Genomic DNA, 14,183 nt, shown 5'->3' with positions numbered 1-14,183 from the left:
TGCCCGCTCCCGGGAGACCCTTCCGGTTAAATGTCGGGCGGGTTGTTCTCGCGGTGCATCAGCTGGCTGTCAGAGGTGCGGCCCCGCCTCGGGGCCAGCACGATGCTCAGGACCACGCCCACCCCACCGACGATCATGAAAATGACGCCGATGATGTCCATATGCACGCTCTGGCCGAACACGTCCGGCTCGATGGCGAATCGCAGGATGGCGCCGAGCGTGAGGAAGAAGATGCTGACCCCGACACCCATGACGACCTCCACAATGGCAAAGAGCACGTACGCCCTCGGTCATACCCGAGTATGCGTGATCACACGCTCAGGCGAGACAGGAGAGTGGCTTTCCACCATTAAACGTGATCATGTCGCCGATGGCGGCGACCAGGTCGATCTGGCCGCCCCGGGGCAGTCCGTCCAGCTCGGCGTAGGCGCGGTGCAGGTTGCCCACGATGCGCTCGGCGTCGAGCAGCTCGCCCCACTCGCCCAGGTCGGTCTCGCGGGCCGCCTCCAGCGGGGCCAGCCCCGCCGCCCGGCCGCGCTCGGCGGTCGCCAGCACGAACTCCAGGTAGCCCCGCACCCGGTCGAAGACCTCGGGCCCGCACACGTCGCCGTGCCCCGGCACGACCGTCTCCGCGCCCAGCTCCTTGAGCTGGTCGAGCGCCTCGATCCCGCCCGTCACCGAGCCCATCAGCACGAACGGCGTGCCGCCGTTGAAGGCCAGGTCGCCCGCGAACAGCAGGCGCCGCTCCGGGATCCACACATAGGAGTCGTTGGTCGTGTGCGCGGCGAAGCCGACGTGCCGCACCTCGCAGCGCAGCTCGTCAGAGTGGACCGTGACCCGGTCGCTGTAGGTGAGGAACGGCGCCACCGCCTCCAGATCGCCCCACTCCACGTCCGGTGACCAGGCGAACGTCCGGTACTCCGGGATGCCCTCGGCCATGATCAGCTCGCGGGTCCGCTCGTGGGCGACGATGGTGGCCTCGGGGAAGAGGTAGTTGCCGAACGTGTGGTCGCCGTGGTGATGGGTGTTGATCAGCGTGGTGATCGGGCGGTCGGTGACCTCGGCGATGGCCCGCCGGTACGCCCGCGTGCGCCGCTCGGTCGAGCAGGCGTCGATGGAGATCACCCCGCGCCGCCCGGCCAGGAAGCCCGTGTTGTTGATCCACCAGCTCCCGTCAGGCTGGATGTAGGCGTAGACGCCTGACGAGACCTCTTCCACACGGGGCGGCGGCAGAGGCTGGTCGTCGTGGTGAGAGGCACTCATGCCGCGAACGTACCGCGTCCGGGCCGTACGGACTGTGCACTTTTCAGCAGAACGCCCGCTCCACAGCGGAGCGGGCGTTCAGCGGGAGGCGGATCCCAAGGCGGATCCAGAGAGGCGGGTCTAGAAGGCGTCCTCCGGGAGGTCCATCAGGTCCTGGCCGGTGGCGGTGAGCACCCGGCGCTCGGCGGCCAGGCGGGGCAGCACGGTGTTCGCGAAGAACGAGGCGGCGGCGACCTTGCCCTGGTAGAAGGGGTCCTCGCCGTCGGCGAGCCGGGCCAGCGCGATCTCGGCCTGGCGCAGCAGCAGCCAGCCGATCACCAGGTCGCCCAGGGCCAGGAGCAGCCTGGTCGAGTTGAGCCCGACCTTGTAGACCTCTCGCGGCGTCTCGAGCGCGCCCAGCGCCCAGCCGGCCATCGTGTCGCCCATGGCCTTGATGTCGGCGGCGGCCTCGGCGAGCAGCTTGCGCTCCTCCTTGAGGCGGCCGTTCCCGGCATCGGAGGAGGCGAAGGCGTTGATCTCGGCCAGCAGCGAGCCGATCGCGGCGCCCTGGTTACGCAGGATCTTGCGGAAGAACAGGTCCAGGCCCTGGATCGCGGTGGTGCCCTCGTACAGGGAGTCGATCTTGGCGTCCCGGATGTACTGCTCGATCGGGTAGTCCTGCAGGTAGCCGGAGCCGCCCAGCGTCTGCAGGGACCGGGCGAGCAGCTCGTACGAGCGCTCCGAGCCGACGCCCTTGATCAGCGGCAGCAGCAGGTCGTTCATGTCGCGCGCGTGCCGGTCGTCGGGGTCGATCTGGATGGCGTCCTGGAACGTGGCCGTGTAGAGCACCAGCGCGCGCATGCCCTCGACGTACGACTTCTGCAGCATCAGCTCGCGGCGTACGTCCGGGTGGTGGGTGATCGGCACCCGGGGCGCGGACTTGTCGGCCATCCTGGTCAGATCGGCACCCTGGGCACGGCTCTTGGCGTACTCCAGGGCGTTCAGGTAACCGGTGGAGAGCGTGGCGATGGCCTTGGTGCCGACCATCATGCGGGCGTGCTCGATCACCATGAACATCTGCCTGATGCCCTCGTGCACCTCGCCGACCAGCCAGCCGACGGCCGGGTGCTTGTCGCCGAAGGTGAGCTCGCAGGTCGTGGAGACCTTCAGGCCCATCTTCTTCTCGACATTGGTGACGTAGGCGCCGTTGCGCTCGCCCAGCTCACCCGTCTCCAGGTCCACGTGGAACTTGGGCACCAGGAACATCGACAGGCCCTTGGTGCCGGGTCCGTGTCCCTCGGGGCGGGCCAGCACCAGGTGGAAGATGTTCTCGGCCATGTCGTGCTCGGCGCTGGTGATGAAGCGCTTGACGCCCTCGATGTGCCAGGTCCCGTCGGGCTGCCGGATCGCCTTGGCGCGGCCCGCGCCGACGTCGGAGCCCGCGTCGGGCTCGGTCAGCACCATCGTGGCGCCCCAGTCGCGCTCGATGGCCAGCTCGGCGAAGCGCTTCTGCGCGTCGGTGCCGACCTCCCACAGCGTGTAGGCGAAGTTGGGGCCGGCGGCGTACATGTAGAGGGCCGGGTTCGCGCCGAGGATCATCTCGGCCGTGGCCCAGGCCAGGCTCCGCGGGATGCCGGGGCCGCCCAGCTCGCGCGGCAGGTCGAGGTGCGCCCAGCCGCCGTCGACCAGCGCCCGGAACGACTTCTTGACGCCCTCCGGCATGGTCACGGAGCTCGTGGCGGCGTCGAAGACCGGCGGGTGCCGGTCGCCCTCCTCGAACGACTCTGCCAGCACACCGGTGGCCAGTCGGTTGACCTCGTTCAGAATGCCGCGGGCGACGTCCTCGTCGATATCCGCGTACGGCCCGGTGCCGAGGATCTCGCGTCGCCCGAACACCTCGAAGAGGTTGAACTCCAGGTCACGGACGTTGCTCTTGTAGTGGCCCATGGTGTCGATCTCCTTGAACCGGGGGCGTTATGTACTGGCGAGTAACCTTACTCGAAATGCTACCCGTGAGTAACCATGAATATGCGTGGCATGCTCATCTCCATGGACGCCGAAGAACTCGCCGCCCGGTGGCGAGAGCGACTGGACTCCTGGGCCATCCCCGCCGAGATCATGGCCAAGGCACCGGTCGATCCGTGGGGTCATTCCCCGGCGCGCTTCGCCACGCGCACTGACCGAGCGCTCGCGGAGCCCGACGACGGCCCCACCGCGACGCGCCTCATCGAGGCGCTGGGCGAGCGCGCCACGCTGCTCGACGTCGGCGCGGGCGCCGGCGCCGCGTCGCTGCCCCTGCACGACCGCATCTCCACGCTGTACGCGGTCGACCCATCCGCCGGAATGCTCGACGAGCTCAGTCTCAGGGCGGACAAACTCGGCGTCCCGCTCACCGCGGTCCAGGGCCGCTGGCCCGACGTGGCCGAGCAACTGCCGGTCGCCGACGTGGTGATCGCCGCGCACGTCATCTACAACGTGCCGGACCTGGCCGACTTCCTCCGCGCGCTGAACGCCCACGCCCGGCGCCGCGTCGTCCTCGAACTCCCGCACCGCCATCCCATGAGCTGGATGGAGCCGCTGTGGCAGCACTTCCACAACGTGAGCCGCCCGTTCAGGCCCGTCGCCGAGGACTGCGTGGCGCTGGCGGCGGCGCTCGGCTACCGCGTAAAGGTGGAGGAGCGCGAGGCGCCGCTGGACCGATACAACTCCCTGGAGGAGCTGGCCGACAGCGTCTGCCAGCGCGTCTGCCTCGACCCGTCCCGCTCGGCGGAGGTCGGCGCGACGGCACTCGAACTCGGCATGTGGCCGCTCCCACGCGAACGCTGGGTCACGATCTGGTGGGACTGACCCGCGCGGCCGATACAGCATGTCAGGGAAGGCTCAGGGTAGGTCCCCGATGCCATCGAGGGGTCTCAAAAGGCACTCTAAGGACATGAACGAAATCAGTCGACGCGATGAGGTCTCGCTGTCGGGCGCCGCACTGCGCGGCGCCCCCTGGAAGGCAGCCGCCATCGGTGGTGGCGCGACGGCCGCGGTCAGTTTCGGCCTGGGCGTGCTCCTGCCCGGCTCCGCCGACCTGGTGTGGGCGCTCGGCCTCGGGATCAGTATCTTCGCGCTGGTCGCCGCCATCGGCGCCGTGTCCAAGCCCAACGAGGGCGACCGGGTGACCCGCCAGGCGCGCCTGTGGGCGCTGAAGCACCCGTGGCGGTTCGCCCTGCTGCCCGCCGCCATCACGGCGGTCCTGGACTACCCGGTGCAGCTCGTACTGGACGGGGAGGGTGTGTTCGGTTCGGCCTTCGAGTCGATCTGGCACGGCGCCCTGGTCTATCTGATCGCCGGCGTCCTGACGCTCACGATGCAGGGACGAGCACGATCTTCCCAGTGACCCGGCGGTTGATCAGGTCGTCCATCGCCCGCCCGGCCTCCTCCAGGGGCCTGGCCTCCGGTGGTGCCGGGTCGATCCCGGGCATCGTGAGAAGCTCCTGGAGCATCAGCCGGTTGGCGGCCGCGTGGCTCATCGACCACGCGCCCCAATCCACCCCCACCACCGCCCGGTTACGCAGCAGCACCTGGTTGGCGGGCAGCCGCGGAATGCCGCCCCCGGCGAAGCCGACGACCAGGAGCCGCCCGCCTTCGCGCAGCGAGCGCAGCGCCTCCTCGGACAGTTCGCCCCCTACGGGGTCCACCACCACGTCCACGCCCCAGCGCCTGGCGGCGGCCTTCAGCCCCTCGTAGCCGATGACCTCGTCCGCCCCGGCCCGCGCCGCGCGCTCGCGCTTCTCCGGCGTGGACGCGGCCGCCAGCACGGTGGCCCCCATCGCCCCGGCCACCTGGATCGCGGCCAGCCCCACTCCACCGCCCGCGCCGAGCACCAGCACCCGCTCGCCGTGCCGCAGCCCGGCGCGCTCCTTGAGCGCGTACCTGGCCGTGCAGTAGCTCTGCGCGAACGCGGCCGCCGTCCGCGGATCGAAGCCCTCCGGCAGGGGTACGGCCTGCGACTCCGCAACGACCACGTGCGTCGCGTAGCCGCCGATCCCGGTGATGGCGAGGACCCTGGTGCCGTCGGCCAGCCGCCCGGCCACCTCGTACCCCGGCGTGAACGGCAGCGGCGGCCTTATCTGGTAGGTGCCGCCGACCATCAGCCCGTCGACGTAGTTGACACCGGCCGCCTCGACCTCGACCACTACTTGGCCGGGACCCGCGACGGGATCGGGCCGCTCGACGAGCTCGACCGGCTTGCCGTACTCGGTGCAGACGACTGCCTTCATCCGGACAGCCTCACCGATAGAACATCATTCTGGCAAGCGGTCCGGCATGATTCGGGCATGGACGAAATCTGGATGATCCGCCCTGCTCGCGCCGATGATGTGCCCGCCGTCGTGGCGATGCTGGCCGACGACCCGCTCGGCGCCCAGCGCGAGGGAGATCCGGCCGATGAGCGGTACCTGGCGGCCTTCGCGCGGATCGACGCCAACCCGTACGACGAGCTGATCGTCGCCGAGCGGGAGGGCAAGATCCTGGGGACGATGCAGCTCACCTACCTGGCCGGGCTCTCGCGGCTCGGCGCCGAGCGCTGCCAGATCGAGGCCGTCAGGGTCGACGCCACGACCCGGGGCCAGGGGCTGGGCCGGGAGATGATGCGCTGGGCGATCGACCGGGCGCGCGCCCGGGCCTGCGCGATCGTCCAGCTCACCTCGGACAAGTCGCGCACCGACGCGCACCGGTTCTACGACTCGCTCGGCTTCAAGGCCTCGCACGAGGGCTACAAGCTCTCACTGAGCTGATCGATCATGGACCGGCACAAGGGCTGACCTCGACCAGGTTGTCGTGGTAGGAGGGGCCCCGGCCCATGTCGGCGTCGCGTTCGGCCACGACCGCGTTGGGGTTCGCGCCGCCGGGGTTGTGCTTGGGCCAGCTCCCCTTGGGCGAGGCCACCACGCCACGCGCCACCCGGTCGCTCACCTCCACGTCGGCCAGGAACTCGCCGCCCTCGTTGTGCACCCGCACCCGCTGCCCGCTCACCAGCCCGCGCGCCTCGGCGTCGGCCGGGTTGACCAGCACCACGGGGTCCTTGGCCCGGCGCCTGAGCTCAGGGTTGTTGCCGAAGATCGTGTTGAGGAAGGTGTGCGCCGCCGGTGTCACCAGGGTCAGCGGGTACGGCGAGGTGCCGGCCGTACGCAGGGAATGGGACGGCACGTACGCCTTGCCGTGCGGCGGGAAGCGGAGCCGCCCCGAGGCGGTGGGGAAGCCGTCGGCGAACGGGGTGAACGGCCGGGGGTAGTTCATCCGCACCCAGCCCTCCTTGCGCAGCCGGTCCAGCGTGACGCCCTCCAGTGACGGGTGGCCGCTGCTCAGCAGTTGCTCGGCCAGCTCCAGGTCGGAGTCGTACAGCGACGGCTCCGTCATGCCCATGTGCGCGGCCAGGCGGCGGAACGTCTCGGCGGTGGACAGGCACTCGCCGGGCGGCGCCACGGCGGGCTCGTTCCAGAGGAGGTAGAGATGGCCGTATCCCGCGTGCAGGTCCATGTGCTCGGTCTGCATGGTCGCGGGGAGCACGATGTCGGCGTAGTCGACCGTGTCGGTGGGGAAGTGCTCCATGACCACGGTGAACAGGTCCTCGCGGGCCAGTTGCCGCCTGATCCGGTTGGTGTCGGAGGTCGAGCCGACCGGGTTGGCGGCGTAGACCCAGAGGCACTTCACCGAATCCAGCTCGGAGGCCAGCCGGGTCATGGTCAGCGTACGGACGGGCTTGGTCAGCAGGTCGTCGCGAGTGTCGATGTCGAGGTGCACGTGGCCGCTGGTGGAGTAGGCCACGCCCCCGCCCGGGTGGCGCCAGTCACCGGTCACACCGGGGATCGCGCCGATCGTCCGCAGCGCGGTGCCGCCGCCCGCGTGCCGCTGGATGCCCATCGTGGCCCGGATCGCGGTCGGCCGGGTGTGCGCGACCCGCATCCCGAGCTCGCGGATGTCCGCGGCGGGAATGCCGGTGATCTCCGCGGCCCGCTCGACGGGGTAGTCCAGGATCTCCTCGCGGAAGGACTCCCAGCCGGCGGTGTGCTCGGCGAGGAACTCCTCGTCCTGGGCGCCCTCGGCGAGCACCACGTTCAGCAGCGCCAGCGCGAGGACGGCGTCGGTGCCCGGCCTGATCGCCAGGTGCTGGTCCGCCTGGTCGGCGGTCCTGGTGCGGATCGGGTCGATGGCCACCACGTGGGCGCCGGCGGCGCGGGCGTCCTGGATGAACTTCCACAGGTGATGCCCGCTGGTCAGCGTGTTCGTGCCCCACAGCAGGATCAGCTTGGACAGCGCGAGGTCCTCGGGGTCCATGCCGGCGGGCGTGCCGTTGGTCAGGGTCAGCCCGGCGCCGCCGGCCGTGGCGCAGATGTTCAGCCAGTGCTTGGACGCGCCGAGCATGTTCCAGAACCGGCGCCCGGCGACGCCCTCGGCGCCCTGGATGTAGCCGAGCGAGCCCGTGCCCACGTACGGCCAGATCGCCTCGCCGCCGTGCTCGTCGACTATGCTCCGCAGTCTGGTCCCGATCTCGTCGAACGCCTCGTCCCAGGTGATGCGCTCGAACTGCCCCGACCCCTTGGGCCCGGTACGGCGGAGCGGGTACAGAATGCGGTCGTTCGCCTGGGTGTGCTCCAGATACCGGTTGACCTTCACACAGAGCGCGCCCCTGGTGTAGGGCTGCTCCGGGTTGCCGCGCATCTTCACGGCCTTGCCGTCCTCGACGGTGACGATCCAAGAGCAGGTATCTGGGCAGTCCAGAGGACATGCCCCCAAAACCCTCAATTCACCCGACATGCGACACAGCTTACGTGCCACTCCACCGGGCCTTATGGGACGCCACGGCAGGCTCCGACTCGCGGTAGAAATCAAAGGTGAAGGATTGACGGGACCCAGAGATCGTACGGTCGGTCGGGAAGGTGCAGAATCTCTGTCGGTGGCCGAAATCAGGGAACGTGATGACGCGGAGGACCTCGCGGAGGGGGATCCAGCCGTGGACGAAGCGCGCGCTCACCCGGACGTCTACGTAGTCGAGCCGCTGCTGCCGCAGCGCCTGCGCCGGCCCTCGGACCTGCTGCGCTTCCTCAGCACGCTGCTCGTGCTCGCCGCTGTCGTCCTGGTCGCCCTGGTCGCCAAGCAGACGCTCAACGGCCTCGAAGCGGACGTCAAGGAGGGCACCACCCTCGTCCCCGATCTGCTCAGCCGCGTCGCGACGTTCCTCGGCGGCGCGGCCGTGCTCATCGTGCCGGTGGCCTTCGCCGTCGAGCGCGTCTTCCACCGCGACGGCCTGCGCGTCGCCGAGGGCCTGATCGCCGCGATCATCGGCATGGTCGGCTCGTTCCTGCTCGGCCAGTGGCTGATCGGGGGCAGCGCCGAGGACCTGCGCATGCTGCTGACCGGCGGGCGGTCCATCGAGCCGCTCAACACGCTGCTCACCTCGGTGGTCGCCTACGCCACCGCCGTGCGCATCTCGCGCCGCCCCACCTGGCGCATGCTCATGTGGACGGTGATCGCGCTCGACATCTTCGCGCTCTTCTCGGGCCGGCAGATCACACTGCCGGGAGCGATCGTGCCCGTCCTGGTCGGCATGGCCGTGGGCTACGGCACCCTGTACGGCGTGGGCAGCCCCAACACCAGGCCGCCCGGCAACGCGGTCATCGCCGCCCTCCGCAAGCTCTCCTTCTCCCCGGTCTCGGCCCGCCGCATCGACGACGACCACCAGGGCAGCCGCCGCTACGCCATCGGGCTCAAGGACGCCAGCCGCCTCGACGTCACCGTGCTCGACCGCGACCGGCAGGTCGCCGGCCTGCCGTACCGGCTCTGGCGGCGGATCCGGCTCAACTCCGAGACCAGGCGCAGGGCGATCAGGTCGCTCCGCGCCGAGCTGGAGCGCGAGGCGCTCATGGCCTACGCCGCGCAGGCGGCGGGCGCGAGCACGCCGCGCCTGCTCGGCACCAGCGAGATCGGCACCGAGGCCGCGCTGCTCGCCTACGAGCACCTCGAGACGCGCCCGCTCGACGACGTGCCCGACGCCGACATCGACGACGACCTGCTCGCGCAGATCTGGGAACAGGTCGCGCTGCTGCAGATCCAGCGGCTCGCGCACCGGCGGCTGACCGGCGACAGCATCCAGCTCGATCCGGCCGGCCGGGTCGTGCTCACCGACGCCCGCAGCGGCGAGATCGCCGCCGGCGACCTGCTGCTCCGGCTCGACGTCGCGCAGTTGCTCACCTACCTGGCGCTACGCGTCGGCGCCGAGCGGTCCGTCAGGGCCGCCGCCGCCATCATGGGTCCCGACGCGCTGGCCGCCGCGATGCCCCTGCTCCAGCGCATCGCCCTCACCCGTGAGACACGATCGGCGCTGTCGAAGGACAAGGGCGCGCTCGCCGCGCTCCGCGAGCACATCGTCGCGCTCAAGCCGCAGGGCAAGGTCGAGGAGATCCGGCTGGAGCGGTTCCGGCCCCGCACCCTGGTCACGATCATCGCCAGCACGCTGGCCGCCTACTTCCTGCTGTCGCAGCTCAGCCAGGTCAACCTGATGCGGGTCATCACCACCGCCAACTGGGCCTGGTCGGGGCTGGCGCTGGTCGCCTCGTTCATCAGCTTCGTGGCCGCCGGGCTGATGCTCAGGGGCTTCGTGCCCGAGCACCTGCCGCTCTGGCGCACGGTGCTCGTCCAGTTCGCGGCCTCGTTCGTCAAGCTGGTCACGCCCGCCGCCGTCGGCGGTGTCGCGATCAACACCCGCTACCTGCAGAAGCGCGGCATCTCGCCGGCGCTCGCGGTGGCCAGCGTGGGTGCCTCGCAGCTCAGCATGATGGTCTTCCACATCGCGCTGCTGCTGCTGTTCGCCTACATCACCGGGTCCAACACCGCCACCGCGTTCAGCCCGTCACGCGGGCTGGTCGTGGTGATGCTGGCGGTGGCGGTGCTGGTCGTGGTGCTGTTCGGGGTGCCGCCGCTGCGCCGGTTCATCACCGGGCGGATGCACGCGCTGTTCGCCAACGTGCTGCCCCGGCTGCTCGACGTGCTGCAGTCGCCGCGCAAGATGATCGAGGCCTGTGCGGGCACGCTGATGATCACCCTCGCGTTCGTCGTCTGCCTCGACGCCTGCGTCGAGGCCTTCGGCGGCGAGATCGGCTTCACCACCGTCGCCGTCGTCTACCTCACGGCCAACGCGATCGGCTCGGCCGCGCCCACACCTGGTGGCCTGGGCGCGGTCGAGGGGGCGCTCACGCTGGGTCTGACCGTGGCCGGACTTCCCGCCGAGCTGGCCACGTCGGCCGTGCTGCTGCACCGGCTGCTCACGTTCTGGCTGCCGGTGCTGCCGGGCTGGGCCGCCTTCACCTACCTCCAGCGGCACGAGGCCCTGTGATCTTGTCGATGGCGTCGAGCTCGTCCTGAGTGAACGCCGGGCCGTCGACGCAGGCCACGTTGTCCTCCAACTGCTTCACGCTGCTCGCGCCGATCAGCACGCTGGTCACCCGCGGATCCCTGATCGCCCACGACAGCGCCATCTGCGCCAGCGACTGGCCGCGGCTCCCGGCGATCTCGTTGAGGTCGCGCGCCAGATCGCGGTCGATCCGGTCGGCACTCAGGAACCTGCTGGTCGCCGCCCGCGAGTCGGCGGGCACGCCGTCGAGGTAGCGGTCGGTCAGCAGCCCCTGCGCGAGCGGTGAGTACACGATGCACCCCATGCCCGCCTCCTCCAGCACGTCGAGCAGCCCGTCCTCGATCCAGCGGTTGATCATCGAGTAGGACGGCTGGTGGATGAGCAGCGGCGTGCCCAGCTCCGCCATGATCCGCGCGGCCTGCGCGGTCTGCTCGGCGGAGTAGTTGGAGATCCCCGCGTACAGCGCCTTGCCCGAGCGCACCGCCCGGTCCAGCGCGCCCATCGTCTCCTCCAGCGGCGTCTCGGGATCGGGCCGGTGGCTGTAGAAGATGTCGACGTAGTCGAGCCCCATCCGCCCCAGCGACTGGTCGAGACTGGCGAGCACGTACTTGCGCGAACCCCACTCGCCGTACGGCCCCGGCCACATGTCGTACCCGGCCTTGGTGGAGATGACCAGCTCGTCCCGGTAGCCGGCGAAGTCCTCGCGGAAGATCCCGCCGAAGTTCCGCTCCGCCGAGCCGTACGGCACGCCGTAGTTGTTGGCCAGGTCGAAGTGCGTGACGCCCAGGTCGAACGCCCGCCGCAGGATCGCCCGCGAGTTGTCGATCGGCCGGTTGTCGCCGAAGTTGTGCCACAGGCCGAGCGAGACGGCCGGCAACTTGAGGCCGCTCCTCCCGCTGCGGTTGTACGGCTGGCGCTCGTAACGGTTGTCGTCCGGTTGGTAGGTCATGCGGTGCCCCTCTCGATGATCCAGGAGAGCGCGAAGGCCTCTTCGCGCCAGGCGTCGTAGCGTCCGCTCCGGCCGCCGTGTCCCGCTCCCATTTCCGTCTTCAGCAGGAACGGCCCGCCGTTGGCCGTCGCCCGGAGCCTGGCGATCCACTTCGCGGGCTCGTGGTACATGACCCGGGTGTCGTTCAGGCTGGTGATCGCGAGAATCGGCGGGTACGGGCGGCCGTCGACGTTCTCGTACGGTGTGTAGCTCTTCATATACGCGTAGACATCGGGATTGTGCAGGGGGTCGCCCCACTCGTCCCATTCGATCACAGTCAGTGGCAGCGACGGGTCGAGGATCGTGTTGAGCGCGTCGACGAACGGCACCTCGGCCACCACACCCGCGAACTCCTCCGGCGCCAGGTTCGCCACCGCGCCCATCAGCAGGCCGCCGGCCGAGCCGCCCCTGGCGATGACCCGCTCGCTCCAGCCCGACTCCTTCAGATGCCTGGCCGCCGCGACGAAGTCGGTGAAGGTGTTCTTCTTCCTGGTGAGCTTGCCCTCCTCGTACCAGCGGCGGCCCATCTCGCCGCCGCCCCTGATGTGCGCCACGGCGAAGATGAAACCGCGGTCGAGCAGGGAGAGCCTGGGGACCGAGAAGCCGGGGTCGATGGAGGTCTCGTAGCTGCCGTAGCCGTACAGGACGGTGGGGGCTGGCTTGGCGGTGTCCTTGCGCTTGACGAGGGAGATCGGCACCCGCGTGCCGTCCTCGGCGGTGGCCCACTCGCGGAACTGCTCGTAGTCAGCCGGGTCGTAGCCGCCCAGGACCGGGCGCTGCTTGAGCAGGATCAGCTCGTGGGTGGCCAGGTCGTAGTCGTAGACGCTGGCCGGGGTGATCATGCTGGTGTAGGCGAGCCTGAGCCGGCCGGTGCTGAACTCCGGGTTGCCCGCGGGGCCGACGTCGTAGAGCGGCTCGGGGAACTCGATCTCGTATTCGGCGCCCTCGTACGGCAGGACGCGGATGCCGGTCAGCCCGTCGCGGCGGAAGTGGACGACGGCGTGGCCGGCGAACGCGTCGATCTCCAGGAGCCTGGTGTCGGTGCTGTGGGCGATCAGCGGCGCCCAGGTGCCGGGATCGTCGAGCGGGGCGGTGGCCAGCTCGAAGTTCTCGGCGTTCTCGTTGTGGAGCACGTAGAAGAAGTCACCGGCGTGCTCGAGTCCGTACTCGACACCTGTCTTCCTGGGGCGGACGACCTGGAACTCGCCTGTCGGGTCGTTCGCGTCGAGGATCCGCACCTCGCTGGAGATCTTGCTGCCCGCGCCGAGCACGAGGTACTTCTCGCTGCGGGTGAGCCCGATGCCGACCCAGTAGCGCTCGTCGGCCTCCTCATAGACCAGGACGTCGTCGCGCGTGCCGAGCGTGTGCCGGTAGACCTGGAACGGGCGCCAGGCGTCGTCGACGCGCGTGTAGAAGAACGCCGACCCGTCGGCCGACCAGGCGCCGCCGTAGAAGACGTTCTCGATCTCGTCGTCGAGCAGCTCCCCGGTCTCGAGGTTCTTGAACCTCAGCGTGAAGCGCTCGTCGCCCTTGTAGTCGGTGGAGTAGGCCAGCAGTGTCCCGTCGGGGGTCATGGCGCTGGTGCCGACGGAGAAGAACGGGCTGTCGCCCGCCAGCTCGTTGCCGTCGAGGAGGACCTGCTCCTTGTCGAGTCGCTCGCCCGGGGTGACCGCCGGCGGGGTCTCGCCGTCCGCGGGCACGCGGCAGGAGACGGCGTACTGCTTGCCCTCCTCGGTGCGGCTGAAGTACCACCAGGCGCCCTTGCGGCTCGGCACCGACAGGTCGGTCTCCTGGGTGCGCCCCTTGATCTCCTGGAAGACCTGCTCCTGGAGGTCGCCGAGGTGAGCGGTCTGGTGTTGGAGGAACGCGTTCTCCGCCTCCAGGTAGGCGATCGTGTCGGGATCGTCCTTATTGGTAAGCCAGGCGTACTCGTCGATCACGGTGTCGCCGTGATGGGTGCGCTCAGTTGGTGATTTCTTCGCCACAGGCGGTGTGTTGCTGCTCACGTGGGGAGTCTATGTTCCTGGCCGTGATCGTTCTGTGGCCGTTGATCGGAGTGAAGGCGTCTCGAGTGGTCGGAGGCGCTGCTAATCTTTAGAAGCCGCCAGGGTGTGGCGCAACCAACCTCTTCCACTTCGGTGGCTTTGATGTGCGTTGCGCTGTGCCGGGCGGCAGTCGCTTCGATTCGCTACCCGATCTACGGGATGGTAAGTTGAAGAGGCGGTCGACATTCTAAGCAAGTCCGGTCAGTTTGACAGAAAAACGGACTGGTGAAAGAATAAAGACACAACGAAGACGAAATGAGCGCCTCTCGCAGGTTAGGGAGTACGCGTCCGTTTCTTGAGAACTCAACAGTGTGTTAAAAGCCAGTGCATGATGCACAACCCCGTCATGTTCATGCTTTCGGGTGTGGATGACGGATTCCTTTATTTGGTTGGGATTTCTTTCCCTTCAGACATTGTTTGGAGAGTTTGATCCTGGCTCAGGACGAACGCTGGCGGCGTGCTTAACACATGCAAGTCGAGCGGAAAGGCCCTTCGGGGTACTCGAGCGGCG

Annotated in this window: 11 protein-coding genes and 1 rRNA gene; 5 read left to right on the top strand and 7 right to left on the bottom strand. The window is 69.2% G+C overall.

What is annotated here, in order from left to right:
* Positions 1-26 precede the first annotated feature (26 nt).
* From KLK06_RS53065 to KLK06_RS53055, 3 genes are all read right to left on the bottom strand, one after another.
* Positions 27-251 (bottom strand): hypothetical protein, encoded by a 225-nt coding sequence (locus KLK06_RS53065; RefSeq protein WP_214643506.1) that lies wholly within the window; start codon positions 249-251, stop codon positions 27-29.
* 67 nt (positions 252-318) lie between these two features.
* Complete coding sequence (locus KLK06_RS53060; RefSeq protein WP_214643505.1) at positions 319-1,263, bottom strand: MBL fold metallo-hydrolase; 945 nt, start codon at positions 1,261-1,263, stop codon at positions 319-321.
* A gap of 120 nt (positions 1,264-1,383) precedes the next feature.
* The gene (locus tag KLK06_RS53055) at positions 1,384-3,189 is read right to left on the bottom strand and encodes an acyl-CoA dehydrogenase (RefSeq protein WP_214643504.1); all 1,806 of its coding nucleotides are present in this window, start codon (positions 3,187-3,189) and stop codon (positions 1,384-1,386) included.
* Positions 3,190-3,279: 90 nt separating this feature from the next.
* On the opposite strand from KLK06_RS53055, the gene KLK06_RS53050 reads away from it, so the two are divergent.
* Positions 3,280-4,089, top strand: coding sequence for a class I SAM-dependent methyltransferase (locus KLK06_RS53050; RefSeq protein WP_214643503.1), 810 nt, complete (start codon positions 3,280-3,282; stop codon positions 4,087-4,089).
* 85 nt (positions 4,090-4,174) lie between these two features.
* Positions 4,175-4,627: a hypothetical protein gene (locus KLK06_RS53045; RefSeq protein ID WP_214643502.1), complete on the top strand. Its 453-nt coding sequence runs from the start codon at positions 4,175-4,177 to the stop codon at positions 4,625-4,627.
* Here the strand turns inward: KLK06_RS53045 and KLK06_RS53040 are convergent.
* Complete coding sequence (locus tag KLK06_RS53040; protein ID WP_214643501.1) at positions 4,593-5,510, bottom strand: zinc-binding dehydrogenase; 918 nt, start codon at positions 5,508-5,510, stop codon at positions 4,593-4,595. The genes KLK06_RS53045 and KLK06_RS53040 overlap by 35 nt on opposite strands.
* A 57-nt stretch (positions 5,511-5,567) precedes the next feature.
* On the opposite strand from KLK06_RS53040, the gene KLK06_RS53035 reads away from it, so the two are divergent.
* Positions 5,568-6,026: a GNAT family N-acetyltransferase gene (locus KLK06_RS53035; RefSeq protein ID WP_214643500.1), complete on the top strand. Its 459-nt coding sequence runs from the start codon at positions 5,568-5,570 to the stop codon at positions 6,024-6,026.
* A gap of 4 nt (positions 6,027-6,030) precedes the next feature.
* Here KLK06_RS53035 and KLK06_RS53030 read toward each other — a convergent pair whose 3' ends face one another.
* The gene (locus KLK06_RS53030) at positions 6,031-8,046 is read right to left on the bottom strand and encodes a molybdopterin-dependent oxidoreductase (RefSeq protein ID WP_214643499.1); all 2,016 of its coding nucleotides are present in this window, start codon (positions 8,044-8,046) and stop codon (positions 6,031-6,033) included.
* 139 nt (positions 8,047-8,185) lie between these two features.
* Between KLK06_RS53030 and KLK06_RS53025 the strand changes: the two genes are divergently transcribed.
* Positions 8,186-10,621 (top strand): lysylphosphatidylglycerol synthase transmembrane domain-containing protein, encoded by a 2,436-nt coding sequence (locus KLK06_RS53025; protein WP_308168888.1) that lies wholly within the window; start codon positions 8,186-8,188, stop codon positions 10,619-10,621.
* Here KLK06_RS53025 and mgrA read toward each other — a convergent pair.
* Together mgrA and KLK06_RS62810 are read right to left on the bottom strand one after the other, a co-directional pair.
* Positions 10,590-11,588 (bottom strand): L-glyceraldehyde 3-phosphate reductase, encoded by a 999-nt coding sequence (gene mgrA, locus KLK06_RS53020; protein WP_214643498.1) that lies wholly within the window; start codon positions 11,586-11,588, stop codon positions 10,590-10,592. The two genes, KLK06_RS53025 and mgrA, sit on opposite strands and share 32 nt — an antisense overlap.
* On the bottom strand, positions 11,585-13,633 hold the full coding sequence (locus KLK06_RS62810; protein WP_308168886.1) for a S9 family peptidase: 2,049 nt from the start codon (positions 13,631-13,633) through the stop codon (positions 11,585-11,587). Before KLK06_RS62810 ends, mgrA begins: the two co-directional genes overlap by 4 nt.
* 453 nt (positions 13,634-14,086) lie before the next feature.
* Between KLK06_RS62810 and KLK06_RS53010 the strand changes: the two genes are divergently transcribed.
* Positions 14,087-14,183: ribosomal RNA gene (locus tag KLK06_RS53010) — 16S ribosomal RNA — on the top strand; the annotation flags it as partial.

The organism is Nonomuraea sp. NEAU-A123, assembly GCF_018603905.1.
Classification (GTDB): domain Bacteria; phylum Actinomycetota; class Actinomycetes; order Streptosporangiales; family Streptosporangiaceae; genus Nonomuraea.
This window is presented reverse-complemented; position numbering and strand designations above follow the sequence as displayed.

Bases quoted from the DNA above. Each gene is read 5' to 3' on its own strand.
- KLK06_RS53065 (WP_214643506.1), bottom strand. From the start codon at position 251: ATGGGTGTCGGGGTCAGCATCTTCTTCCTCACGCTCGGCGCCATCCTG.
- KLK06_RS53060 (WP_214643505.1), bottom strand. From the start codon at position 1,263: ATGAGTGCCTCTCACCACGACGACCAGCCTCTGCCGCCGCCCCGTGTG.
- KLK06_RS53055 (WP_214643504.1), bottom strand. From the start codon at position 3,189: ATGGGCCACTACAAGAGCAACGTCCGTGACCTGGAGTTCAACCTCTTC.
- KLK06_RS53050 (WP_214643503.1), top strand. From the start codon at position 3,280: ATGCTCATCTCCATGGACGCCGAAGAACTCGCCGCCCGGTGGCGAGAG.
- KLK06_RS53045 (WP_214643502.1), top strand. From the start codon at position 4,175: ATGAACGAAATCAGTCGACGCGATGAGGTCTCGCTGTCGGGCGCCGCA.
- KLK06_RS53040 (WP_214643501.1), bottom strand. From the start codon at position 5,510: ATGAAGGCAGTCGTCTGCACCGAGTACGGCAAGCCGGTCGAGCTCGTC.
- KLK06_RS53035 (WP_214643500.1), top strand. From the start codon at position 5,568: ATGGACGAAATCTGGATGATCCGCCCTGCTCGCGCCGATGATGTGCCC.
- KLK06_RS53030 (WP_214643499.1), bottom strand. From the start codon at position 8,046: ATGTCGGGTGAATTGAGGGTTTTGGGGGCATGTCCTCTGGACTGCCCA.
- mgrA (WP_214643498.1), bottom strand. From the start codon at position 11,588: ATGACCTACCAACCGGACGACAACCGTTACGAGCGCCAGCCGTACAAC.